The 26981-nt window shown below is 35.4% G+C and carries 18 protein-coding genes and 4 tRNA genes; 20 read left to right on the top strand and 2 right to left on the bottom strand.

Annotated elements, in window-relative coordinates:
* Window positions 1-4: 4 nt before the first annotated feature.
* The 16 genes from hpf (at window position 5) to ABXT06_RS05940 (ending at window position 15133) form a co-directional block, all read left to right on the top strand.
* Entirely contained in the window at window positions 5-307 is a 303-nt protein-coding gene (hpf, locus tag ABXT06_RS06015; protein ID WP_008466930.1) for a ribosome hibernation-promoting factor, HPF/YfiA family, read from the top strand.
* Window positions 308-397: 90 nt separating this feature from the next.
* A tRNA-Thr gene (locus tag ABXT06_RS06010) sits at window positions 398-471 on the top strand.
* A 62-nt stretch (window positions 472-533) separates the two neighbouring features.
* Window positions 534-614, top strand: a tRNA-Tyr gene (locus tag ABXT06_RS06005).
* A 48-nt stretch (window positions 615-662) separates the two neighbouring features.
* Window positions 663-734, top strand: a tRNA-Thr gene (locus ABXT06_RS06000).
* A 55-nt stretch (window positions 735-789) separates the two neighbouring features.
* A complete protein-coding gene (tuf, locus tag ABXT06_RS05995) occupies window positions 790-1977 on the top strand; it encodes an elongation factor Tu (RefSeq protein ID WP_109192121.1) in 1188 nt (395 codons plus the stop codon).
* Between the two features lie 55 nt (window positions 1978-2032).
* Window positions 2033-2103 (top strand) — tRNA-Trp (locus tag ABXT06_RS05990).
* A gap of 18 nt (window positions 2104-2121) precedes the next feature.
* Window positions 2122-2319 (top strand): preprotein translocase subunit SecE, encoded by a 198-nt coding sequence (gene secE, locus ABXT06_RS05985; RefSeq protein WP_008466927.1) that lies wholly within the window; start codon window positions 2122-2124, stop codon window positions 2317-2319.
* 10 nt (window positions 2320-2329) lie between these two features.
* A complete protein-coding gene (gene nusG / locus ABXT06_RS05980; RefSeq protein WP_008466925.1) occupies window positions 2330-2881 on the top strand; it encodes a transcription termination/antitermination protein NusG in 552 nt (183 codons plus the stop codon).
* 67 nt (window positions 2882-2948) lie between these two features.
* Complete coding sequence (rplK, locus tag ABXT06_RS05975) at window positions 2949-3386, top strand: 50S ribosomal protein L11 (protein ID WP_008466923.1); 438 nt, start codon at window positions 2949-2951, stop codon at window positions 3384-3386.
* A gap of 13 nt (window positions 3387-3399) precedes the next feature.
* A complete protein-coding gene (gene rplA, locus ABXT06_RS05970) occupies window positions 3400-4089 on the top strand; it encodes a 50S ribosomal protein L1 (protein WP_025572415.1) in 690 nt (229 codons plus the stop codon).
* Window positions 4090-4111: 22 nt separating this feature from the next.
* Window positions 4112-4615: a 50S ribosomal protein L10 gene (gene rplJ / locus ABXT06_RS05965; protein WP_091492767.1), complete on the top strand. Its 504-nt coding sequence runs from the start codon at window positions 4112-4114 to the stop codon at window positions 4613-4615.
* A 94-nt stretch (window positions 4616-4709) separates the two neighbouring features.
* A complete protein-coding gene (gene rplL, locus ABXT06_RS05960; RefSeq protein WP_008466917.1) occupies window positions 4710-5081 on the top strand; it encodes a 50S ribosomal protein L7/L12 in 372 nt (123 codons plus the stop codon).
* A 267-nt stretch (window positions 5082-5348) separates the two neighbouring features.
* Window positions 5349-9161, top strand: coding sequence for a DNA-directed RNA polymerase subunit beta (gene rpoB / locus ABXT06_RS05955; protein WP_179001095.1), 3813 nt, complete (start codon window positions 5349-5351; stop codon window positions 9159-9161).
* A gap of 254 nt (window positions 9162-9415) precedes the next feature.
* Window positions 9416-13723 carry a DNA-directed RNA polymerase subunit beta' gene (rpoC, locus tag ABXT06_RS05950; protein ID WP_354589927.1) on the top strand — a complete coding sequence of 1436 codons (4308 nt, stop codon included), beginning with the start codon at window positions 9416-9418 and terminating at the stop codon, window positions 13721-13723.
* Window positions 13724-13733: 10 nt separating this feature from the next.
* On the top strand, window positions 13734-14045 hold the full coding sequence (locus ABXT06_RS05945; protein ID WP_012024017.1) for a DUF3467 domain-containing protein: 312 nt from the start codon (window positions 13734-13736) through the stop codon (window positions 14043-14045).
* 353 nt (window positions 14046-14398) lie between these two features.
* A complete protein-coding gene (locus ABXT06_RS05940; RefSeq protein WP_354589926.1) occupies window positions 14399-15133 on the top strand; it encodes a hypothetical protein in 735 nt (244 codons plus the stop codon).
* An 89-nt stretch (window positions 15134-15222) separates the two neighbouring features.
* Here the strand turns inward: ABXT06_RS05940 and ABXT06_RS05935 are convergent, their stop codons facing one another.
* Window positions 15223-16815, bottom strand: a complete 1593-nt coding sequence (locus ABXT06_RS05935; protein WP_354589925.1) for a peptide chain release factor 3 — start codon at window positions 16813-16815, stop codon at window positions 15223-15225.
* A gap of 149 nt (window positions 16816-16964) precedes the next feature.
* Window positions 16965-18407: an alpha-amylase gene (locus ABXT06_RS05930; RefSeq protein WP_354589924.1), complete on the bottom strand. Its 1443-nt coding sequence runs from the start codon at window positions 18405-18407 to the stop codon at window positions 16965-16967.
* Between the two features lie 492 nt (window positions 18408-18899).
* Between ABXT06_RS05930 and ABXT06_RS05925 the strand changes: the two genes are divergently transcribed.
* From ABXT06_RS05925 to ABXT06_RS05910, 4 genes are all read left to right on the top strand, one after another.
* Entirely contained in the window at window positions 18900-20330 is a 1431-nt protein-coding gene (locus ABXT06_RS05925; protein ID WP_354589923.1) for a peptidylprolyl isomerase, read from the top strand.
* 78 nt (window positions 20331-20408) lie between these two features.
* Window positions 20409-21362, top strand: coding sequence for an AAA family ATPase (locus ABXT06_RS05920; RefSeq protein ID WP_354589922.1), 954 nt, complete (start codon window positions 20409-20411; stop codon window positions 21360-21362).
* A gap of 412 nt (window positions 21363-21774) precedes the next feature.
* A complete protein-coding gene (locus ABXT06_RS05915) occupies window positions 21775-24546 on the top strand; it encodes a bifunctional aconitate hydratase 2/2-methylisocitrate dehydratase (RefSeq protein ID WP_354589921.1) in 2772 nt (923 codons plus the stop codon).
* A 129-nt stretch (window positions 24547-24675) separates the two neighbouring features.
* Complete coding sequence (locus ABXT06_RS05910) at window positions 24676-26940, top strand: aconitate hydratase (protein ID WP_354589920.1); 2265 nt, start codon at window positions 24676-24678, stop codon at window positions 26938-26940.
* Window positions 26941-26981 lie beyond the last annotated feature (41 nt).

The following is a 26981-nucleotide window of genomic DNA, read 5'->3' as shown; positions in this document are numbered from 1 at the left end:
TATTATGAAGGTAGATGTTCATGCAGTTAATTTTACTGTCGACAGAAAATTGGTCGATTTTATCCAAGAAAGAATGGGTAAGCTAGAGAAATACTACGATCGAGTGGTTTCATCAGATGTTTTTTTAAAAGTGGAAAGAACAAGTGATAAGGAGAATAAGGTGGTGGAGATAAAGATTAATGTTCCTGGTGATGATTTTTTGGTAAAAAAACAGTGTAAAACATTTGAGGAAGCTGTTGAGCTTTCTGCAGAGTCGTTAGAACGTTTGCTAGTAAAAAGGAAGGAAAAAATAAGAGCACACATTTAATTGAAATTTTTTTTAAAAAATGTTTTGATTAAAAGATAAAATAGCTACATTTGCAGTCCGTTAGAAATAGCGGACTTTTTTAATGTATTCGCCGATGTAGCTCAGCTGGCTAGAGCAGCTGATTTGTAATCAGCAGGTCGTGGGTTCGAGTCCCTCTATCGGCTCAATAATATTTCAAATGCGATTTGAAATAAGTTCTTTTAAGGTGTTGAATTTTAAGGAATTAGGGGAGATACTCAAGCGGCCAACGAGGGCAGACTGTAAATCTGCTGTGTGAACTTCGCAGGTTCGAATCCTGCTCTCCCCACAAAAAAAAGATGTTTAGGTTCTTGGTAATCTAAAATCAGAACTCTCTGCCGGTGTAGCTCAGGGGTAGAGTGCTTCCTTGGTAAGGAAGAGGTCTCGGGTTCAAATCCCGACATTGGCTCAAGTAAGTAGGAAATTGAAAATTAATATATAACTAAGATTAAAAATTAAGTAAAATGGCAAAGGAGAATTTTAATCGTTCCAAACCGCACTTAAACATAGGTACAATTGGACACGTAGATCACGGAAAAACTACATTAACTGCTGCAATTACAAAAGTATTGTCAGATGCTGGTTACTGTCAAGCAAAATCGTTTGATCAAATCGATAACGCTCCAGAGGAGAAAGAAAGAGGTATTACTATTAATACATCTCACGTAGAGTATGAAACAGCTAACCGTCACTACGCTCACGTTGACTGTCCAGGTCACGCGGATTACGTAAAGAACATGGTTACTGGAGCTGCTCAAATGGACGGAGCTATCTTAGTGGTTGCTGCTACAGATGGTCCAATGCCACAAACTCGTGAGCACATCCTTTTAGGACGTCAGGTTGGTATTCCAAGAATCGTTGTTTTCATGAACAAAGTGGATATGGTTGATGATGCTGAGTTATTAGAGCTTGTTGAAATGGAAATTAGAGATTTATTATCTTTCTACGAATATGATGGAGATAATGGTCCTGTAGTTCAAGGTTCTGCTTTAGGAGGATTAAACAATGATCCAAACTGGGTACCTAAAATTATCGAATTAATGGAAGCTGTTGACAACTGGATCGAAGAGCCAGTACGTGACGTTGCTAAACCATTCTTGATGCCAGTTGAGGACGTATTTACAATTACAGGTCGTGGAACTGTTGCTACAGGTCGTATCGAAACTGGAGTTGCTAACACTGGAGATCCTGTTGAAATCATTGGTATGGGAGCTGAGAAATTAACTTCTACTATCACTGGAGTTGAGATGTTCCGTAAAATCCTTGACAGAGGTGAAGCTGGAGATAACGTAGGTTTATTGTTAAGAGGTATTGATAAAGCTGATATCAAAAGAGGTATGGTTATTATTAAGCCAGGTTCAGTAAAACCACACGCTAAATTCAAAGCTGAGGTTTATATCTTGAAAAAAGAAGAAGGTGGACGTCACACTCCATTCCACAATAACTACCGTCCACAGTTCTACGTACGTACAACTGACGTAACAGGAGTTATTACTTTACCAGCAGGTGTAGAGATGGTAATGCCAGGTGATAACTTAACTATTGAGGTTGCTTTATTAAGCCCAATCGCTATGAACGTAGGTTTACGTTTCGCTATCCGTGAGGGTGGTAGAACAGTTGGTGCTGGTCAGGTTACTGAAATCGTAGAGTAATTCTATTAAAATAAATAAGAAGCCAGTGATTGTTTTTTAATCACTGGCTTTAATTACGGGCGTAGTTCAAGGGTAGAATAGCGGTCTCCAAAACCGTTGATGGGGGTTCGAATCCCTCCGCCCGTGCAATAAAAAATATATCAAATGACAAAAGTTACTAATTATTTATCAGAGGCTTTCGAAGAGTTAAAGTCAAATGTTACTTGGCCAGCTTGGGCTGAAGTTCAAAAATTGACAATTGTTGTAGCTGTATTTTCGATCTTGTTCGCTTTGGCAACTTGGGGAGTAGACGAATTTTTTGCAAAAGCTTTGGCTGGATTTTTTAACTGGTTAAAAGGATAATTTTTTTGTGATGGCAGATAATAATGTGAAAAAATGGTACGTAGTTAGAGCGGTTAGCGGTCAAGAGAATAAAGTGAAAGCTTATATCGAGACTGAGATTGCGAGATTAGGTATGGAGGATTATGTTTCTCAGGTTTTAGTTCCTACTGAAAAAGTAGTTACTGTAAAAGACGGGAAAAAATCATCTAAGGATAAAGTATATTTTCCTGGATATGTTATGATCGAAGCTAACTTAGTTGGTGAGATTCCTCATATTATTAAGTCTATTACTAGTGTTATTGGATTTTTAGGAGAAACTAAAGGCGGAGAACCTGTTCCTTTAAGACTTTCTGAAGTAAACCGTATGTTAGGAAAAGTGGATGAACTAGCTGTAAATACAGATACGCGCTCTATTCCATTTAGTGTTGGGGAAACGGTTAAGGTTATTGATGGACCTTTCAATGGATTTAATGGATCTGTTGAGAAAATCAATGAAGAGAAGCGTAAACTTGAGGTTATGGTTAAGATTTTCGGAAGAAAAACTCCATTGGAATTAAGTTTTATGCAAGTAGAAAAAGTATAATTTTTTGTTACACTATAATAAACCATTGTGATCGCTTCCATTGATCACAGTGTTAAATTTTTTAAAAATGGCTAAAGAAATTAGTAAGGTAGTTAAACTACAAGTTAAGGGAGGTGCTGCGAACCCGTCGCCACCGGTTGGACCTGCTTTAGGAGCTGCTGGGGTTAACATCATGGAGTTCTGTAAGCAATTTAATGCTAGAACTCAGGATAAACCTGGCAAAATTTGTCCAGTGCAAATCACTGTGTACAAAGACAAATCATTTGATTTTGTTGTTAAGACTCCTCCAGCAGCAGTTCAGTTAATGGAAGCTGCAAAGCTAAAATCTGGTTCTGGTGAGCCTAATCGTAAAAAAGTAGCTAGCGTTACTTGGGAACAAATTAGAACTATTGCTGAAGACAAAATGCCAGACTTAAACGCTTTCACAATTGAGAAAGCTATGAGTATGGTTGCTGGAACAGCTAGATCTATGGGTATAACTGTATCAGGAGATGCTCCTTTTTAATTAAGAAAAAGAAATGGCAAAATTAACAAAAAAGCAAAAAGAGGCTGCTTCAAAAATTGAAAAGAACAAATTATACTCTTTAAAAGATGCTGCTGCATTAATTAAAGTTGTTGCTTCTGCAAAATTTGATGAGTCTGTTGATATCGCAGTTCGTTTGGGTGTTGATCCAAGAAAAGCGAATCAAATGGTTAGAGGTGTAGTTACTTTACCTCACGGAACAGGAAAAGACGTTAAAGTATTAGCATTGGTTACTCCAGACAAAGAAGCTGAAGCAAGAGAGGCTGGAGCAGATCACGTTGGTCTTGACGATTACTTACAAAAAATTAAAGACGGTTGGACAGATGTTGATGTGATCATTACTATGCCTGCTGTTATGGGTAAATTAGGTCCATTAGGTCGTATTTTAGGACCTAGAGGTTTAATGCCAAACCCTAAAACAGGTACTGTAACTATGGATGTTGCTAAAGCTGTTCAAGAAGTTAAAGCTGGTAAAATTGACTTTAAAGTTGATAAAACTGGTATCGTACACGCAGGAATCGGTAAAGTTTCTTTTGGAGCTGAGCAGATTGTTGACAACGCACACGAAATTATTCAAACATTAATAAAACTTAAACCAACTGCTGCTAAAGGTACATACATTAAAGGTATTCACCTTACAAGCACAATGAGTCCTGCTATCGCATTAGACCCAAAAGCAGTATAATTGGTAGTTAAAAATTTTTAGTATGACTAGAGAAGAAAAATCAATCGCGATTGAAAATTTAACTGCGCAGTTAGCTGGTACAAATATCATTTACATTTCTGATATTTCTGGTTTAAACGCAGAGACAACTTCAAACTTACGTAGAGCTTGTTTCAAAGCAGGTATCAAATTAGAGGTTGTAAAGAACACTTTGCTTGCAAAAGCAATGGAAGCTTCTGATAATGATTATGGTGATTTACCTACAGTTTTATCAGGTAACAGTGCTATCTTTATTTCTGATGTTGCTAACGCACCTGGAAAAATTATCAAAGATTTCCGTAAGAAATCTGATAAACCAGTTTTAAAAGGAGCTTACATCAATTCTGAGGTATATATTGGGGATAACCAATTAGATGCATTAGCTACAATTAAATCTAAAGAAGAGCTTATCGGAGAAATCATTGGATTATTACAATCTCCAGCTCAAAGAATTATTTCTGCTTTACAAAACAAATTCGCTGGAAGCGAAGAAGAAGGAGCAGAGTAATTATGAATGTAAGATAGAGTACTTTCTTACTGCTTAATTAGCGCACAATAAATAAATTATATTTTTACACAAATCATTTTAAACGATAGAAAAAATGGCAGATTTGAAACAATTCGCAGAACAATTAGTTAACTTAACAGTTAAAGAAGTTAACGAATTAGCAACAATATTAAAAGATGAGTACGGAATCGAGCCTGCTGCTGCTGCTGTAGTAGTTGCTGCTGGTGGAGGAGATGGTGCTGCTGAAGAAGCACAAACTGAATTTACAGTTGTATTGAAAGATGCAGGAGCTTCTAAATTAGCTGTTGTAAAATTAGTTAAAGAATTAACTGGTTTAGGTCTTAAAGAAGCTAAAGACGTAGTTGACGGTGCACCAAGCAACGTTAAAGAAGGTGTTTCTAAAGAAGAGGCTGAAGGTCTTAAAAAATCTTTAGAAGAGGCTGGAGCTACTGTTGAGCTTAAATAATTAAACTCAGTTTAAGAACTAGGTTTAGGTCTTGAGTTAACACTCAAAGGCCTAAACCATTTTTCGTATAATAAAATATATCAATTTTATTATCCCATAGTTTAAAATACGAAAAAGTTTTTGATCAATACGAAGAAAGAAAATTAGACTTAATTTATAGAACTAATTTTTAAAGATGTATTGATTATAATAAGAAAGTATAGATTAAACAGTGTGTATTTACACAAAAATAAATTACTTTTTTTTTAATCAAAATTTTGTCCATTGATGATAACAAATCAGACTGAAAGATTGAATTTTGCCTCTACAAAAAATATCCCTGACTATCCAGATTTCTTAGATGTTCAGGTTAAATCTTTTAAAGATTTCTTTCAATTAGAAACGAAATCTGACGAAAGAGGCAACGAAGGGTTATACAATACCTTCATGGAAAACTTCCCAATTACAGATACAAGAAATAACTTTGTATTGGAATTCCTAGATTATTTTGTTGATCCGCCACGTTATACAATTCAAGAATGTATAGAGAGAGGTCTTACTTATAGTGTGCCTTTAAAAGCAAGGTTAAAACTATACTGTACAGATCCAGAACACGAAGATTTTGAAACTATTGTACAAGATGTTTATCTTGGAACAATTCCTTACATGACTCCTAGTGGTACTTTTGTTATTAATGGTGCCGAGCGTGTTGTAGTATCTCAATTACACCGTTCTCCAGGGGTTTTCTTTGGACAGTCATTCCACGCAAATGGAACTAAACTTTACTCTGCAAGAGTTATTCCTTTCAAAGGATCTTGGATAGAGTTTTCTACTGATATTAACAGCGTAATGTACGCGTATATCGATAGAAAGAAAAAATTACCTGTAACAACTTTATTCCGTGCTATCGGTTTCGAAAGAGATAAGGATATCCTTGAAATTTTCGACTTAGCTGAAGAAATTAAAGTTTCTAAAACTGGTATTAAGAAATATATTGGAAGAAGACTTGCTGCACGTGTATTGAACACATGGCACGAGGATTTCGTAGATGAGGATACTGGAGAGGTAGTTTCTATCGAACGTAACGAAATTATCCTTGATCGTGATACTATTATCGACAAAGATAATGTTGAAGAAATCATTGATTCTAATGTAAAATCTATTTTGTTACACAAAGAGGATAATAACCAAGCAGATTATGCTATTATCCACAACACGTTACAAAAAGACCCTACAAACTCTGAAAAAGAAGCTGTAGAGCACATTTACCGTCAGTTGCGTAACGCTGAACCGCCTGATGAGGAAACTGCTCGTGGTATTATAGATAAATTATTCTTCTCTGATCAACGTTATAACTTAGGTGAAGTTGGTCGTTACAGAATGAACAAAAAATTAGATTTAGATATCCCTATGGATAAGCAAGTGCTTACGAAAGAGGATATTATTACAATCGTTAAATATTTGATCGAGTTGATCAACTCTAAAGCAGAGATTGATGATATCGACCACTTATCAAACCGTCGTGTTAGAACAGTTGGTGAACAATTGTCTCAACAATTCGGTGTTGGTTTAGCACGTATGGCTAGAACTATTCGTGAGAGAATGAACGTTAGAGATAACGAGGTGTTTACACCGATTGATTTGATCAATGCTAAAACATTATCATCAGTTATCAACTCTTTCTTTGGTACTAACCAGTTATCTCAATTTATGGACCAAACGAATCCATTAGCTGAGATTACACACAAAAGAAGACTTTCTGCACTTGGGCCAGGTGGACTTTCGAGAGAAAGAGCTGGTTTCGAGGTTCGTGACGTTCACTATACTCACTATGGTCGTTTATGTCCGATTGAAACTCCTGAGGGACCAAACATTGGTTTGATTTCATCTCTTGGTGTTTATGCAAAAGTAAACGGAATGGGATTCATCGAAACGCCATACCGTAAAGTAACAAATGGTGTAGTTGATTTAGAAAGTACTCCAGTTTACTTAAGTGCTGAAGAAGAAGAAGGTAAAATGATTGCTCAGGCAAACATTGAAATGGACGCTTCAGGTAAAATTACAGCTAGCAATGTAATTGCTCGTGAGGAAGGTGACTTCCCGGTTGTTGAGCCATCAGTAGTTCATTATACAGACGTTGCTCCTAACCAGATCGCTTCGATTTCTGCATCTTTGATTCCTTTCTTGGAGCATGATGATGCGAACCGTGCGTTGATGGGATCAAACATGATGCGTCAGGCAGTTCCTTTGATCCGTCCTGAAGCACCGATTGTTGGTACAGGTTTAGAGCGTCAGGTAGCTTCAGATTCAAGAGTATTAATCAATGCTGAAGGGCATGGTACTGTTGAATATGTTGATGCTAATATCATTACTATTAAATACGATCGTACAGAAGACGAGAGAATGGTTAGTTTTGATGCTGATGAGAAAACATACAACCTTATTAAATTTAGAAAAACCAATCAAGGTACAAGTATTAACTTGAAACCAATCGTAAGAAAAGGTGACAGAGTTATTCCTGGGCAAGTATTATCAGAAGGATATGCTACTCAAAATGGAGAATTAGCTTTAGGTAGAAACTTAAAAGTTGCGTTCATGCCATGGAAAGGGTACAACTTCGAGGATGCGATTGTAATTTCTGAGAAAGTAGTTCGTGATGATATTTTTACTTCTATCCACGTTGATGATTATTCATTAGAGGTTAGAGATACTAAGTTAGGAAACGAAGAGTTAACAAACGATATTCCTAACGTTTCTGAAGAAGCTACTAAAGATTTAGATGAAAACGGTATGATTAGAATTGGAGCAGAGGTTAAACCTGGCGACATTTTGATCGGAAAAATTACACCAAAAGGAGAATCAGATCCTACTCCAGAGGAGAAATTGCTTCGTGCAATCTTCGGAGATAAAGCAGGTGATGTAAAAGATGCTTCACTAAAAGCTTCTCCATCTTTACACGGTGTAGTTCTTGACAAAAAATTATTTGCAAGAGCCGTAAAAGATAAACGTAAACGTACTCAGGATAAAGATGCTTTAGGTGCTTTAGAAATGGAGTTCGAAACTAAATTTGTTGAATTAAAAGACAGATTAGTAGAGAAATTATTCTTGATCGTTAACGGAAAAACATCTCAAGGTGTAATGAATGATTTGGGTGAAGAAGTTTTACCAAAAGGTAAAAAATATACTCAAAAAATGCTTTACGCAGTAGAAGATTTCGCTCACTTAAGTAAAGGTCAATGGGTTGCTGATGATGCTACAAATAAAATGGTTAATGATTTAATTCATAACTATAAAATTAAGCTGAACGACTTACAAGGAGCTTTAAGAAGAGAGAAATTCACTATTACAGTTGGAGATGAATTACCATCTGGAATCTTGAAATTGGCTAAAATCTATATCGCTAAAAAACGTAAGTTAAAAGTGGGTGATAAAATGGCAGGACGTCACGGTAACAAAGGTATTGTTGCTAGAATCGTTCGTCATGAAGATATGCCTTTCTTAGAAGATGGAACACCGGTAGATATCGTATTGAATCCACTTGGGGTACCTTCACGTATGAACATTGGTCAGATTTATGAGACTGTTCTTGGATGGGCTGGTATGAACTTGGGTAGAAAATTTGCTACTCCAATCTTCGACGGTGCTTCTCTTGACGAGATCAACGCTTTGACTGATGAGGCTAACGTACCACGTTTCGGACATACCTATCTTTATGATGGTGGAACTGGAGAGCGTTTTGCACAAAAAGCAACTGTGGGTGTAATTTACATGCTTAAATTAGGACACATGGTTGATGATAAGATGCACGCACGTTCTATCGGACCATACTCATTGATTACGCAACAGCCACTTGGAGGTAAGGCTCAATTTGGAGGTCAGCGTTTTGGAGAGATGGAGGTTTGGGCACTTGAGGCTTATGGAGCTTCTAGTACACTACGTGAAATCTTAACTGTTAAGTCTGATGACGTTATTGGTAGAGCTAAAACTTACGAAGCTATCGTTAAGGGTGAAACTATGCCAGAACCAGGTTTACCAGAATCATTCAATGTATTAATGCACGAATTGAAAGGTCTAGGTTTAGATCTTCGTTTGGAAGAATAATAAAAAATGTAGAGACGTGATTAATCACGTCTCTACATTCATATTTATAAAAGTTTTTAAAGATTTATACCCGTAACCCGTTCCGATTTTTTATAATAATGCAAGGCATTTTATAACTAGCGCTTCAAATAAGAATTTGAAGTTTAGAGAAGTAACCCGTGGTAGTAGCTGAATGATTAACTCTTAATTTTTTAAGAGTAGATTATAAATCTAAATTCAATTTTTTAATTGCAAATAAATCAATAGTAAAAACTATGATGAATAACAGAAACAATAAAGATAAGAATCCAGTAAAAAGATTTAACAAAATTTCTATTGGATTGGCTTCACCAGAATCTATCTTGAAAGAATCAAGAGGAGAGGTTTTAAAGCCAGAAACTATTAACTATAGAACGCACAAACCAGAGCGTGACGGACTTTTCTGCGAAAGAATCTTCGGACCAGTAAAAGATTTCGAATGTGCTTGTGGTAAGTATAAAAGAATTCGTTACAAAGGTATCATCTGTGACCGTTGTGGTGTTGAAGTTACTGAGAAAAAAGTACGTCGTGATAGAGTAGGACACATCAACCTTGTTGTGCCAATTGCTCATATCTGGTATTTCCGTTCTCTTCCAAACAAAATTGGTTATATCCTTGGTCTTCCATCTAAGAAATTAGATATGATCATTTACTACGAAAGATATGTAGTAATCCAAGCTGGTATTGCTAAAAATGCAGATGGAGAATCTTTACAAAGACTAGATTTCTTAACTGAAGAGGAATATTTGAATATTTTAGATACTCTTCCACAAGAAAATCAATATTTAGATGATTTAGATCCTAATAAATTTGTTGCCAAAATGGGAGCAGAGTGTATTATGGATTTATTAGCTCGTATTGACTTAGATGCTTTATCTTATGAATTAAGACACAGCGCTAACAATGAGACTTCTAAACAAAGAAAAACTGAAGCTCTAAAAAGATTACAAGTTGTTGAGTCTTTCCGTGAGTCTAACGAAAACCGCGAAAACCGTCCTGAATGGATGATCATGAAAGTGGTTCCAGTTATCCCGCCAGAATTACGTCCGCTTGTGCCACTTGATGGAGGTCGTTTTGCAACTTCAGATTTGAACGACTTATACCGTCGTGTAATCATCCGTAACAACCGTTTGAAAAGATTAATGGAGATTAAAGCTCCAGAAGTTATCTTAAGAAACGAGAAACGTATGTTACAAGAATCTGTAGATTCATTATTCGATAACACACGTAAAGCTTCTGCTGTTAAAACAGAATCTAACAGACCATTAAAATCATTATCTGACTCATTAAAAGGTAAGCAAGGACGTTTCCGTCAAAACCTTTTAGGAAAACGTGTGGATTATTCTGCTCGTTCGGTAATTGTCGTTGGTCCAGAGTTAAAATTATATGAGTGTGGATTGCCAAAAGATATGGCATCAGAGTTATACAAGCCATTCGTTATCCGTAAATTGATTGAAAGAGGTATTGTAAAAACAGTAAAATCTGCTAAGAAAATCATTGACAAAAAAGAGCCAGTAGTTTGGGATATCTTAGAAAATGTAATTAAAGGACACCCAGTATTACTGAACCGTGCTCCTACTTTGCACAGACTTGGTATTCAGGCTTTCCAGCCAAAATTAATTGAAGGAAAAGCGATCCAGTTACACCCATTAGTATGTACGGCTTTCAACGCCGATTTCGATGGTGACCAGATGGCGGTTCACTTACCATTAGGGCCAGAGGCTATTTTAGAGGCACAATTATTAATGTTGGCTTCTCACAATATCTTGAACCCTGCAAATGGTGCTCCAATTACTGTACCTTCTCAGGACATGGTCTTGGGTCTATATTATATGACCAAAGAACGTATTTCTACAGAAGATCACAAAATTATCGGTCAGGATTTGACTTTCTATTCTGCTGAAGAAGTAAATATTGCATTAAACGAAGGAAGATTAGAATTGAATGCTCGTGTGAAAATTAGAGCTAAAGATTTTAATGACGCTGGAGAATTAGTGTACAAAATCATCCAGACAACTGCTGGACGTGTATTATTTAATGAAGTAGTACCTGAAGCAGCTGGATATATCAACGACGTATTGACTAAGAAAAACCTTAGAGATATTATCGGACATATTTTAAGTGTGACTGATGTACCTACAACGGCAGCTTTCTTGGATAATATGAAGGATATGGGGTATAAATTCGCATTTAGAGGAGGTTTATCATTCTCTTTAGGTGATATTAGAATTCCAGAACAAAAAACTAAGTTAATTGCAGATGCTAGAGAGCAAGTTGAAGGTATCTCAACTAACTATAACATGGGTCTTATTACAAATAATGAGCGTTACAACCAAGTTATTGATGTATGGACTTCAGCAAATGCTCAGTTAACAGAGTTAGCAATGAAAAATATTAGAGAAGACCAGCAAGGTTTCAACTCTGTATATATGATGCTTGACTCTGGGGCGAGGGGTTCTAAGGAGCAGATTCGTCAGTTAACTGGTATGCGTGGTTTGATGGCTAAGCCTAAAAAATCTACTGCTGGTGGTGGTGAGATTATTGAAAACCCGATTCTTTCTAACTTTAAGGAAGGTCTTTCGATCCTTGAGTACTTCATTTCTACTCACGGTGCTCGTAAAGGTCTTGCGGATACGGCTCTTAAAACGGCCGATGCTGGTTACTTGACAAGAAGGCTTCATGACGTTTCTCAAGATGTTATTGTTAACATCGAAGATTGTGGAACTTTAAGAGGTGTTGAAGTTGCAGCATTGAAGAAAAATGAGGAAATCGTTGAATCTTTAGGAGAGAGAATTTTAGGGCGTGTTGCATTACAAGACGTTATTAATCCTCTTACTAATGAAGTAATGGTTAAATCTGGAGAGCAAATTACAGAATCAATTATGAGAACTATCGAAGCTTCTCCAATTGAAAAAGTAGAAGTTAGATCTCCATTAACTTGTGAAGCTTTAAAAGGTATTTGTGCTAAATGTTACGGTAGAAACTTAGCTACTGGTAAGATGACACAAAGAGGTGAAGCTGTCGGAGTTATTGCAGCTCAGTCTATTGGAGAGCCAGGTACACAGTTGACACTTCGTACGTTCCACGTTGGAGGGGTTGCTGGAGGTATCTCTGAAGAGTCTAGTATTGTTACAAGATTCGCAGGTAGACTTGAAATTGAAGATTTAAAAACAGTTAAAGGAGAAGACGGAGAAGGAAATTCTGTTGATATCGTAGTTTCACGTTCAACTGAGTTGAAATTAGTTGATGAGAAAACTGGAATTGTTTTAAATACACATAACATTCCTTACGGTTCTAGTATCTTCGTTGGTGATGGAGAAACTGTAGCAAAAGGAACTGTAATTTGTAAATGGGATCCATATAACGGTGTAATTGTTTCTGAGTTTACTGGTAAAATTGCTTATGAGGATTTAGAGCAAGGACAATCGTTCATGGTTGAGATCGATGAGCAGACTGGTTTCCAGGAAAAAGTAATTTCTGAGGCTAGAAACAAAAAATTAATCCCAACTTTATTAGTTTATGGTAAAGAAGGTGAATTGATTCGTTCTTACAACTTACCAGTAGGTGCACACTTAATGGTTGAAAATGGCGAGAAAATTAAAGCGGGTAAAGTATTAGTAAAAATCCCACGTCGTTCTTCTAAAGCAGGCGATATCACGGGAGGTTTACCAAGAATTACTGAGCTTCTTGAGGCTCGTAACCCTTCAAACCCAGCAGTTGTATCTGAAATTGATGGAGTTGTATCTTTCGGTAAAATCAAAAGAGGTAACCGTGAGATCGTTATCGAGTCTAAATTTGGTGAGATTAAAAAGTATTTAGTTAAACTTTCTAGCCAAATCTTAGTACAAGAAAATGACTTCGTAAGAGCGGGAGTTCCATTGTCTGATGGTGCAATTACACCAGATGATATCTTAAGAATTCAAGGTCCAGCTGCTGTTCAACAGTACTTGGTAAATGAAATTCAAGAGGTTTACCGCTTACAAGGGGTAAAAATTAATGATAAGCACTTTGAGGTTGTAATTCGTCAAATGATGCGTAAAGTAAGAGTTGAGGATCCAGGAGATACTTTATTCTTAGAAGACCAATTAATTCATACTAAAGATTTCATCGTTCAAAACGATAAATTATATGGTATGAAAGTGGTTGAAGATGCTGGAGATTCTTCAGTATTGAAACCAGGTCAGATTATTACGCCTCGTGAATTACGTGATGAAAATTCATTATTGAAACGTACAGATAAAAATCTTGTTGTAGCAAGAGACGTAATTACTGCAACTGCAACGCCAGTTTTACAAGGTATTACAAGAGCTTCGTTACAAACTAAATCATTCATTTCTGCGGCTTCATTCCAGGAGACAACGAAAGTACTTAACGAAGCTGCAGTAGCTGGTAAAGTAGATGATCTAGAAGGATTAAAAGAAAATGTAATTGTTGGACACAGAATTCCTGCGGGAACTGGTATGAGAGAATACGATAACACTATCGTAGGATCTAAAGACGATTACAACGAAATGATGGCTAATAAAGAAGAATACATTTATTAATTAGGAAACTATGAGTAATCCGAAACAACAACAAGAGCAAATTAACATTGAGTTAGACGAAACTATTGCAGAAGGAATTTATTCTAATCTAGCAATTATTAATCACTCATCATCCGAGTTTGTTTTAGATTTTGTGAGTATTATGCCAGGTATTCCTAAAGCCAAGGTAAAGTCAAGAATTGTCTTGACACCACAACATGCTAAAAGATTATTAAGAGCAATAGGGGAGAACATCCACAGATTTGAGGCCGCTCATGGCGAAATCAAAGAAACGGAACAAGCACCAATTCCGCTTAATTTTGGTCCTGCGGGACAAGCATAAATTTTAAAGCCCCTTACAAAAGGGGCTTTTTTTATGGCTAATGAATAAAAAATGTAGTTTGTCGGGTTTAATTTACTTTAGTCGATAAAGTTTCTTTTCAACGGCCTATTGTTTTAACTTGGTATAACCTAAAAAAGATTGAATTTTGAAAATATAATGACTTAGTAAGGTTGATTTAATTCAAATTAAAGAAAAGCGCTAATTAAATATTAGCGCTTTTTTTGTGTTTAAAATGAGCGTGTTATAAAATAATTGAAAAATATTTTCATGGTTTCCCAACCTTTTAGCAAAATGGATACTCTATATAAATAAGAAAGCAAGCAGAAGCTTTTAATTTATTCAAAAAGTAGAGTATGAAAAAGAAATTCACCCTAGAAATAGCAGATCCTTGTTCTGAAAATTTTGATAAAATGATTCCAAACTCAAATGGTTCATTTTGCAGTTCCTGTATGAAGAATGTAATTGACTTGAGTAAGAAAACGAATTCTGAAGTAGCTAAGTTTATTGCAGAGAATAAGGATAAAAATATATGTGCAAGGTTGAAAACGACTCAATTAGGAGAAGAATTTGTGTATAATGAAACTTCTAAAATCAATACTTTAAAATATGTAGCTGTTGCTGCATCTGTTTTGCTGGCTTCAAACCTTTCAGCGCAAGAGAAAGAGCCAGTTCAAACAGAAATAAGTCGCCCGAATCCTAATACTTATAAAGTCGGTAAAGTGGCTTATAATCAAAATCGAAACGAAGAAGTTTTGATAATAATAAAAGGGAAATTATTGGAGGCTAAAACCAATAAACCTTTTGACAAAGAAGTTTATTCTAATTTAATGCTTGCTGTTGACGGTTCACAAAATCCTGTAAAAGTAAATCCAAAAACGGGAGAGTTTACTATAGAAACAAAGGTTTCGAAGAGTAATAAAACGCTAATGGTAACAATTACGGCCAATGATTATTATCTATCAAAAGAAATAGCTTTTGATGTAAAATCTGCTAAAAATAATGTTTTGATAAAAAATGTAATTATCGATTCTGCCGAGCTTAGCAGAATTTATATCGCAGGCGGCTTAGGTATTAATTATACCCGCTGATAATCAAATTTACATATTGGGGAATGTAAATGAAAAAGGCTGTCTAAATAAAATCGACAGCCTTTTATGTTTTAATCTAAAGTGAATTATTAATCAAACTCAGATGTAAAGTATAATTTAACAGTTGGATATTTACTTTGCGTCATTTGAATGGTGAAATCAGAATCAGCTAAGAATACTAATTGACCGTATTTATCATGAGCAAGGAATTTTTGTTTGATGCGCTTAAATTCTTTGAATTCCTCATTTTTAGGATCATCAGGTTTTACCCAACAAGCTTTGTGAACAGGGAAGTTTTCGTAAGTACATTTTGCACCGTATTCATGTTCCAAACGGTATTGAATTACTTCATACTGAAGTGCTCCAACTGTTCCAATAACTTTTCGGTTGTTCATTTCTAAAGTAAACAACTGAGCAACACCTTCATCCATTAATTGATCAACACCTTTATCAAGCTGTTTTGCTTTTAGCGGATCAGCATTATTGATATATCTAAAGTGTTCTGGAGAGAAGCTCGGAATTCCTTTAAAACTCATGATTTCGCCTTCTGTCAAAGTATCACCAATTTTAAAGTTTCCTGTATCATGCAAACCAACAATATCACCTGGATAAGAAATATCGACAATCTCTTTTTTCTCAGCAAAGAATGCATTTGGGCTAGAGAATTTCAAATTTTTCTTTTGTCTAACGTGGTAATAAGGCTTATTTCGTTCGAAAGTTCCAGAAACAATTTTAATGAAAGCCAAACGGTCTCTATGTTTAGGATCCATATTGGCGTGAATTTTAAACACAAAACCACTCATTTTTTCTTCTGTTGGATCAACCAAACGAGTTTCAGAATCTTTTGGTCTTGGAGATGGAGCGATTGTAATGAAACAATCTAATAATTCACGAACCCCAAAATTATTTAATGCAGAACCAAAGAATACAGGTTGAATTTTTCCGTCTAAATAATCCTGACGCTCAAATTTTGGATAAACTTCATCGATTAATTCTAATTCTTCACGAAGTTTTGTTGCTGCTTTTTCACCAACAATTTTATCTAGTTCAGGGTTATTTTGAACATCAGAAAAAGCAATTGTTTCTTCTATGTTTTTACGGCTGTCTCCGCTGAAAAGATTAATATTTTCTTCCCATAAGTTGTAAATTCCCTGGAAATCATAACCCATTCCGATTGGGAAACTTAATGGTGTTACTTTTAAACCTAATTTTTGCTCCACTTCATCCATTAGATCAAAAGCATCTTTACCTTCACGGTCTAATTTGTTGATGAAAACAATCATCGGAATGTTACGCATTCTACAAACTGCAACCAATTTTTCAGTTTGTTCCTCAACCCCTTTTGCAACGTCAATTACAACAATAACACTATCAACAGCAGTTAAAGTTCTAAAAGTATCTTCGGCAAAATCCTTGTGTCCAGGAGTATCAAGAATATTGATTTTTTTATCTTTATAATTAAAAGCAAGAACAGAGGTAGAAACCGAAATACCTCTTTGGCGTTCGATCTCCATAAAGTCACTTGTTGCTCCTTTTTTAATCTTATTACTTTTTACCGCACCAGCTTCCTGAATTGCACCTCCAAATAACAATAATTTCTCAGTCAATGTTGTTTTACCGGCATCGGGATGCGATATAATTCCGAATGTTCTTCTGCGTTGTATTTCTTTTAAAAAGCTCATATTTCGTATAAATAGGTTGCAAAAGTACTATTAAATACGGCTTTATAAAAATATTCACTTCTTAAATTTGGAAGTCTTTTGTCTTAAGCGGTTTTTTAGAGCAAAAAATAAGGCTGTTTTGCAACAGCCTTAGATAGTCATTTTTAAAATTACTGATTAATTGACCAAATTGAATATCCTTTAGGAGGACATTGTATTTTTACCCATTTGTCTGCTTGAGTCGTTGGGTACCAAGTTGAGTTTCCTGTAAAATCTTTAATTTGAGTATTGGCCCAATTCGTTTGAATCCATCTTTCTTGCCAAACGTCTGAGTTGTTAATGTAAACTACCAATCCAGGATTTCCGTTGTAACCGTTTCTTCTCGCTACATATTCGTCATTGTCAGAATATAAGATAGAAGTTGTTCCTGTTGCTTTATTATTGTGAATCCAAATCAGATTATTTAATTTGTTTTTGTCCAGCCATTCTTCATAATCTCTGTAAAAGATTGTTGGATAACCTTCATGAGTTAGTATATAGGAGTAAGCTAACATTTTGCTCCAAATTTCATCGGTATCATGATTGGTTACAAAAGTCACGGCTTTGTACGGATTACGTTTCCACATCATATCATCATTCAAAAGAGCAAGATTGTTTCCGTCAAAAGCATCATTCATTTTGTAATAACAAGCAAAATCAAATACAGAACTATTGGCAGCATTTGCCCAGTCGTTTAATACGTTTACATTTGAATCCCACAATTCTCCAACAGAAAATCCACCAACATTCGCATTCCACGAATTTACAACCCATGCACCAAAACCTTTTACATAGTCGAATCTCCAGCCATCAAATTTCATAGTGTTTTTATAATATTTACCAACTCCGTCAGTACGCAGCCATAACCAGTTCTGAACATTTGGTGCAGCATGGCATAAATCAGGAAATCCTCCAAAAGAACCTTCATCATTATTTCCGTAACTGTTTTTATAAAAATCATTATAGGTGCGAGGAAATTTACCCGAAGCAACTCCTGTAAAATTAGTCCATGTATTTGTTCCTGTAAATGGATTAGCTTCAGATTGCCCACCACTGTTATGGTTAATTACGATATCTGCATAAACTTTGATATTTTCGTTGTGAGCAGCTGTAATTAAATTTACCAATTCAGTTTTAGAGCCAAAACGTGTTTCAGTGCTTCCGTTTTGATTATAATCTCCAAAATCAAAATAATCTGTTGGATCGTATCCCATTGAAAAAGCTCCGTTTTGTGCTTTTGAAGCGGGCGGAAGCCAAATAGAACCAATTCCGGCGTTACCCCATGCGGTTACTTTACTGCTTATGGTGTTCCACCAAGTTCCCCCAGAAGGAACATCCCAATAAAAAGCTTGCATCATGACACCGCCACCAGGATTATCAACATACTTTCCAGTAGAAGATGAACTAGAAGTTCCAGTACTAAACGGTTTTCCATCGTGATGCGTAACATCGATAATTTTGAATTTCTGACTTTCAGCTTTAGCATCAGATTCGTTTATCTCATTCTGAGAACACGAAAATAGCAGTCCCGTAAATGCCGTAACAAGGCATAATTTTAAAATAGGTTTTTTCATAGTAGATTGTGGTTAAGTTAAATAGTGAGTTTTGTAATTGTCAATTTAGAGCTTTGAAAAAAGGTATATTGCTATTTTTTTGCTTACTAAAATGATAATTATGCATCTAAAGTAATTTTTTTTTGATTTAATTTTAATTTATAAGAAAATAGCTCTTTACGAAAACGTTGTAGTGTTGAGAACTTTTTTTACAGTGCTTATAATTAAGTGTTTATTAGGTGTTAAAAATCAAATTTTAAAGAGAAGTGTAAAAATGTTTTCAGTTGCATTCAGAAAATTCAAAATAACCAATTTGGTATATGGCAATAGAACTATCCTATAATTTTTTGTTAATAGTATATCGGATAGTTGGATTATGTAATTGAATTGTTATTTTTGTTCGTTATAAGTTACGAAAGAACTATACTTTAATTATTTATGTTTAAGTTGAACATATATAATTTTAGAAGGATTATCTAAAACAGGCTTTACATTCAAATAAAAATTAAAATAATGTTATTAAAAAAATTACAGCTAAAAACAATTGATTTCAAGTTTGCACTAACAATTTGTTTTTTTCTTTTTTTAACTCCAATTATCACAGCGCAAGAAATTATTCCTGATGTTGTCGCTCAAAAACCGGTTGAAGCTCCTACTGGCGGAAAATTGAAGATTGATGGAATTATTGCAACCGTAGGAGACTATATTGTTTTAGATTCTGATATTGATAAAGGATTTTTAGAAATTACTGCGCAAGGTGGATCTATAAAAGATATTACAAGATGTCAGATGCTTGGTAAACTTTTAGAAGACAAACTATATGCTCACCAGGCTATTCAGGATAGTATTATTGTGAGCGATGCCGAGGTTAGAAGTATGATGGAAGACCGTCTTAACTATATGACACAGCAAGTTGGTGATATCAATAAAGTAGTTGAGTACTATAAGAAAAGCTCTGTAGAAGAATTTAAAACTTATTTTGCAGATATCTTGAAGGAGCAAAAATTGGCTTCGGAGATGAGAGATAAGATCGTAAAAGATGTTGAGATTACTCCAGAAGAGGTTCGTAATTTCTTTAAGAAAATCCCAAAAGATGAATTGCCAACTTTTGGAGCCGAAATGGAGGTAGCGCAAATTGTTGTAGAGCCTAAAATTTCTAAAGAAGACAAACAGAAAGTTATCGATAGATTAAACGCTATAAGAAAAGATGTACTTGAAGGTTCTAGTTTTGCTACAAAGGCAGTTTTGTATTCTCAAGATCCAGGATCTGCTCCAAATGGAGGGTATTACAAAATGACAAGAAGAACTCCTTTTGTTAAAGAATTTAAAGATGTAGCTTTTAGTTTGCAGGCTGGAGAAATTTCGGAGCCATTTGAGACCACTTTTGGATATCATATTATTATGGTAGAAAAAATTAAAGGGCAGGAAGTTGAACTTCGTCATATCTTGATTGCGCCAACTGTTTCAGAAGCAGCTTTGAAAGAAGCTAAAGAGAGAATTACTAATGTTAGAAATAAAATTGTAGGTAACGAAATAACATTTGCTGAAGCTGCCAGAACAGAATCTGACGAAAAGGAAACTAGAACAAATGGAGGAACATTGGTGAACCCAACAACACAAGATACTCGTTTTGAATTGACTAAAATGGATCCAACTTTATATAGCCAAGTTTCAAATTTAAAAGGAGATGAAGTTTCTCAGCCACTTTTAAATACAGATGATAAAGGTAAAAAAACGTATAAGTTAATTACGGTTACAAACAGAATTGACGAGCATACAGCTGATTACGCTAAGGATTATACTAAAATTAAGGAATTAGCATTAAAAGAAAAGCAGATTAATGCAATAGCAAAATGGTTTGATGCTAAAATTAAAGATACTTACATCAAAATTATTGGCGAATATAAAGACTGTTCTTTTGCAAACAATTGGTTGAAAAAATAAGTTTTAATAAATAAATAAAAAGAGTTAGTTTTATGATTTCATAGAATTAACTCTTTTTAATTTTAAATACATTCATAAATGTCTGACGTAACAGCAATTCACAATTTAGTTCAAAAAAGAAACGAATTAAAAAAAGAAATAGCGAAAATCATTGTAGGGCAGGACGCCGTTGTAGATCAAATTTTACTTTGTATATTTTCTGGAGGACACGCACTTTTAATAGGGGTTCCAGGTTTGGCAAAAACCTTAATGATAAATACTTTGTCTCAGGCTTTAGGGCTAGATTTTAAGAGAATTCAGTTTACGCCAGATTTGATGCCTTCGGATATTTTAGGAAGCGAAATTTTGGATGAGAATAGAAACTTCAAATTCATTAAAGGGCCAATTTTCTCTAATATTATTTTGGCTGATGAGATCAACAGAACGCCACCAAAAACTCAAGCGGCATTGTTAGAAGCAATGCAAGAGAGATCGGTGACTATTGCGGGACAGCATCATAAATTAGATTTGCCATATTTTGTTTTAGCAACTCAAAACCCGATTGAGCAGGAAGGTACGTATCCTTTACCAGAAGCTCAATTAGACCGTTTTATGTTTGCTATTAAATTAGAATACCCAACTTTTGAAGAAGAAGTTCAAGTGGTAAAAAGAACAACTTCTGATGTTAAAACAGAAATTAATCCGTTGTTTAATGCGCAAGAAATTATCGATTTTCAGCACTTGATTCGTAGAATTCCAGTTGCAGATAATGTTATTGAGTATGCCGTAACATTAGTAAGTAAAACACGTCCAGACAATCCTTTGACCAATGATTTTGTAAAAAATTATTTGGATTGGGGAGCGGGACCAAGAGCTTCTCAGAATTTAATTTTGGCAGCCAAAGCACATGCAGCTTTTAATGGAAAATTTTCACCAGATATTGAAGATGTTCAAGCGGTAGCAACAGGAATACTTCGTCATAGAATTATTAAGAATTATAAAGCCGATGCAGAAGGAATTACAGAAGAAACGATTATTAAGAAACTCATGTAATTTTTGCAAAATAGATTTATTAGATCCCGATAATTTATTGTCGGGATTTTTTGTTTTTATCTGGAATACTTCTGTATTGTTTTCGGGAATTTTAAAATCGATCAGCGATGCTGAAACGACGTTAAAAAGATCAACTATAACGTTATAATTTCTTATTTAGAAAGGTTCTTTGCGAAAATAGAGGTAAAAACTTACTTACTTTATAACATCAAATTTCGACTTTGTTAAAGAAAAGATCTTTAAATATTAATAATTCATTATTTTAATTTAAAATTGATTTTTTGGCAAAAACAAGCAGTGAAAATCGTTTTTTAGCAATAATAATTTTTGAAAAGGCTTGTTCTATTATATTTTTTTTAATTATCCGGTTTAATGCTTAAATTTGCTTCAAAAAAATAAATCCGCTTTTATTATGAATATTTATCAGGATTACCTTCAAGAAATTGAAGAGAGAAAAAAACTAGGGTTACACCCTAAACCAATTGATGGAGCTGAATTATTAAGCGAAATCATTTCCCAAATTAAAGATGTTAATAACGCAAACCGCGAAGATTCTCTTAAATTTTTTATTTACAATACATTACCAGGTACTACTAGTGCTGCAGGTGAAAAAGCTAAGTTCTTAAAAGAAATTATTCTTGGTCAGTCGGTTGTAAATGAAATTACGCCTGCTTTTGCTTTTGAATTACTTTCTCACATGAAAGGTGGACCTTCTATTGAAGTGCTATTAGATTTAGCTTTAGGAAATGATGCTGCAATTGCAAAACAAGGTGCAGATGTTCTTAAAACACAAGTATTCCTTTATGAAGCTGATACAGATCGCTTAATAGAGGCATTTAAAAATAATAACGAAATTGCTAAAGAAATCCTTGAGAGTTATGCAAAAGCGGAGTTTTTTACTAAACTTCCAGAAGTTGCAGACGAAGTTAAGGTAGTTACTTTTATTGCTGGAGAAGGAGATATTTCTACAGATTTACTTTCTCCGGGTAATCAAGCGCACTCGCGTTCAGACCGTGAATTGCATGGTCAATGTATGATTACACCGCAAGCACAACAAGAAATTAGAGAATTACAAGCACAGCATCCAGATAAAAGTGTGATGTTGATCGCTGAAAAAGGAACAATGGGGGTAGGATCTTCTAGAATGTCAGGTGTTAACAACGTAGCACTTTGGACAGGAAAACAAGCTAGTCCATATATTCCATTTGTAAATATTGCTCCAATCGTTGGAGGAACAAACGGAATTTCTCCAATTTTCTTAACAACAGTTGACGTTACTGGCGGTATTGGTTTAGACCTTAAAAACTGGGTTAAAAAAGTTGACGCAAATGGAAATGTGGTTCGTAATGAAAACGATGAGCCAGTTTTAGAGCAAGCGTATTCTGTAGCTACAGGAACAGTTTTGACTATCAATATTAAAGAGAAAAAATTATATAACGGAGATCAAGAATTAATCGATATTTCTAAGGCATTTACACCTCAGAAAATGGAGTTCATTAAAGCTGGAGGATCATATGCTATTGTATTTGGTAAAAAATTGCAAACATTAGCAGCAAAAGTTTTAGATGTTGAAGCTCCGCTTGTATTTGCTCCATCAAAAGAAATTTCTATTGAAGGTCAAGGTCTTACTGCGGTAGAAAAAATCTTCAATAAAAATGCTGTTGGTATTGCTCCAGGTAAAGTATTGCACGCTGGTTCTGATGTTCGTGTAGAAGTTAATATTGTAGGATCTCAAGATACTACAGGTCTTATGACTGCTCAGGAATTAGAGTCTATGGCGGCTACAGTAATTTCACCAATTGTTGATGGTGCATACCAATCAGGTTGTCATACAGCTTCGGTTTGGGATAAAAAAGCACAAGCTAACATTCCTAAATTGATGAAATTTATGAACGATTTCGGATTGATCACAGCTCGTGACCCGAAAGGAGTTTATCATTCAATGACAGACGTAATCCACAAAGTGCTTAACGATATTACAATTGATGAGTGGGCTATCATTATTGGTGGTGACTCTCATACAAGAATGTCAAAAGGGGTTGCTTTTGGTGCTGACTCAGGAACAGTTGCTCTTGCATTGGCTACGGGAGAGGCTTCTATGCCAATTCCAGAATCTGTAAAAGTAACTTTCAAAGGAGACATGAAAGGATATATGGACTTCCGTGATGTGGTTCATGCTACTCAAGCTCAAATGCTTCATCAATTTGGAGGAGAAAATGTTTTCCAAGGAAGAATCATTGAGGTTCACATTGGAACATTGACTGCTGACCAAGCCTTTACATTTACAGACTGGACTGCAGAGATGAAAGCAAAAGCTTCTATCTGTATTTCAGAAGATGATACTTTGATTGAATCATTGGAGATCGCTAAAGGCAGAATCCAAATCATGATCGACAAAGGAATGGATAACGACAAACACGTTCTTCAAGGATTAATCAACAAAGCTGATAAGAGAATTGCTGAAATTAAATCGGCAGAAAAACCAGCTTTAACTCCAGATGCAAATGCTAAATATTACGCTGAAGTTGTAGTAGACTTAGATTTGATTGCTGAGCCAATGATTGCAGATCCAGACGTAAATAATAAAGACGTTTCTAAACGATATACTCACGATACAATTAGACCTTTATCTTTCTACGGAGGAGATAAAAAAGTAGATCTTGGATTTATTGGTTCTTGTATGGTTCATAAAGGAGATATGAAAATTCTTGCTCAAATGTTGAAAAATGTTGAAGCACAAACAGGTAAAGTTGAATTCAAAGCGCCACTTGTAGTAGCTCCTCCAACTTACAACATTGTAGATGAGTTAAAAGCAGAAGGAGATTGGGAAGTGTTACAAAGATACTCTGGTTTCGAATTTGACGATAATGCTCCAAAAGGTGCAGCACGTACTGAATATGAGAACATGTTGTATTTAGAGCGTCCAGGATGTAACCTTTGTATGGGTAACCAAGAAAAAGCAGCAAAAGGAGATACAGTAATGGCAACATCTACTCGTTTATTCCAAGGAAGAGTTGTAGAAGACAAAGAAGGTAAAAAAGGAGAGTCATTGCTTTCTTCTACTCCAGTTGTAGTGTTGTCTACAATTTTAGGAAGAACTCCTACTATTGAAGAGTATACTACTGCAGTTGACGGTATTAACTTGACTAAGTTTGCACCTTCAAACAAATCGTTAGTTATGTAATCTTACGATTATTAATATTTCAAAAGCCCGAGCGATAAACTCGGGCTTTTTCTTTTATAGCTCTTCTATTTTTTGTAACTTGTCATGTTCAAAATAAAATAAAAAAACAAAAAAATAATTATAGAACTTATGGCTTTTGATATCGAAATGATTAAAAAAGTGTACGAAAACATGCCTGCTCGTGTAGATAAAGCACGAGAGCTTGTTGGTCGTCCGCTTACGTTAACAGAGAAAATTTTATACAATCACCTTTGGGATGGAACTCCATCTAAAGTTTTTAAAAGAGGAGTAGATTATGTTGATTTTGCACCAGACCGTGTAGCGTGTCAAGATGCAACAGCACAAATGGCATTATTGCAGTTTATGCATGCTGGAAAATCTAAAGTAGCAGTTCCTACAACAGTACACTGTGATCACTTAATTCAGGCAAAAGTAGATGCTGCGACCGATTTGGCTAGAGCAAAAACACAAAGTAATGAGGTTTTTGACTTCTTATCTTCTGTTTCTAATAAATATGGAATTGGTTTCTGGAAACCAGGAGCTGGAATTATTCACCAGGTAGTACTTGAAAATTATGCTTTCCCAGGAGGAATGATGATTGGTACCGATTCTCATACTGTAAATGCAGGAGGTTTAGGAATGGTAGCTATTGGAGTTGGTGGTGCTGATGCTGTAGACGTAATGTCTGGAATGGCTTGGGAGCTTAAATTTCCTAAACTTATCGGAGTTAAATTAACTGGTAAATTATCAGGGTGGACAGCTCCAAAAGACGTAATTCTTAAAGTTGCAGGTATTCTGACTGTAAAAGGAGGAACTGGAGCTATTGTAGAATATTTTGGAGAAGGTGCAACGGCTATGTCTTGTACGGGTAAAGGAACAATCTGTAATATGGGGGCTGAAATTGGGGCTACAACTTCAACTTTTGGGTATGATGCTTCAATGGGACGTTACTTGCGTTCTACAAATCGTGCAGATGTTGCCGATGCTGCAGATAAAATTGCTTCATATTTGACAGGAGATGCTGAAGTATATGCAAATCCAGAGCAGTATTTTGATCAGGTTATTGAAATTAACTTGTCAGAATTGGAACCACATTTAAACGGACCTTTCACTCCAGATTTAGCTACTCCGATTTCTAAAATGAAAGAAGAAGCAATCAAAAATAACTGGCCATTACAGATTCAGGTTGGTTTGATTGGTTCTTGTACGAATTCATCTTATGAGGATATTTCTAGAGCAGCGTCTTTAGCAAGGCAAGTTGCTGACAAAAACTTAAAAACAAAAGCAGAATTTACTATTACGCCAGGTTCTGAGGTAGTTCGTTCAACTATCGAAAGAGATGGATTTATTGATACATTCCATAAAATTGGAGCTACTGTTTTTGCGAATGCTTGCGGACCATGTATTGGTATGTGGGATAGAGAAGGGGCAGAAAAAGAAGAAAGAAACACCATTGTTCACTCTTTCAACCGTAACTTCTCAAAACGTGCAGATGGTAATCCTAATACATTGGCTTTTGTTGGTTCTCCAGAATTGGTAACAGCCATGGCAATTGCGGGTGATTTAGGCTTTAATCCATTAACAGATAAGTTAATCAATGAAGATGGTGAAGAAGTAATGCTTGATGCTCCAACAGGAGATGAACTTCCTGCGAAAGGATTCTATGCTGAAGATCCAGGATTTCAAGCTCCAGCAGAAGACGGATCAGGAGTTCAGGTTGTGGTAAATCCAACTTCTGAGCGTTTGCAATTATTAGCTCCGTTTGATGCTTGGGATGGTGAAAATATTACGGGAGCTAAATTGTTAATTAAAGCATTCGGAAAATGTACAACTGACCATATTTCTATGGCTGGACCATGGTTACGTTTCCGAGGGCATTTAGATAACATTTCAAACAATATGTTAATTGGTGCTGTAAACGCTTACAACCAAAAAACAAATTCAGTTAAAAACCAATTGACAGGTCAATATGATGCTGTTCCTGCTGTAGCTCGTGCTTACAAAGCAGCTGGAGTTCCATCAATAGTAGTTGGAGATCATAACTACGGTGAAGGTTCATCACGTGAGCATGCAGCTATGGAGCCTCGTTTCTTAGGTGTTAAGGCGGTATTAGTGAAATCTTTTGCTCGTATCCACGAAACTAACCTTAAAAAACAAGGTCTTTTAGGATTGACATTTGCAAACGAAGCAGATTATGACAAAATTCAAGAAGATGATACAATCAATTTCTTAGATTTAACAGAATTTGCTCCAGGAAAACCATTGACATTAGAATTTGTTCACGCAGATGGTACAAAAGATATTATTTTGGCAAACCATACATACAATGAAGGACAAATCGGTTGGTTTGTTGCAGGTTCTGCATTAAACCTAATTGCTGCTGGAAAAGCTTAAGATTTGATTTTATATATTAAAAGCCCTGTTTTTACAGGGCT

Origin of the sequence: Flavobacterium sp. UW10123, from assembly GCF_040538975.1 — a bacterium.
Lineage (GTDB): Bacteria > Bacteroidota > Bacteroidia > Flavobacteriales > Flavobacteriaceae > Flavobacterium.
Note: the sequence above shows the minus strand (reverse complement) of the source record. Positions and strands in the feature narration are given on the sequence as shown.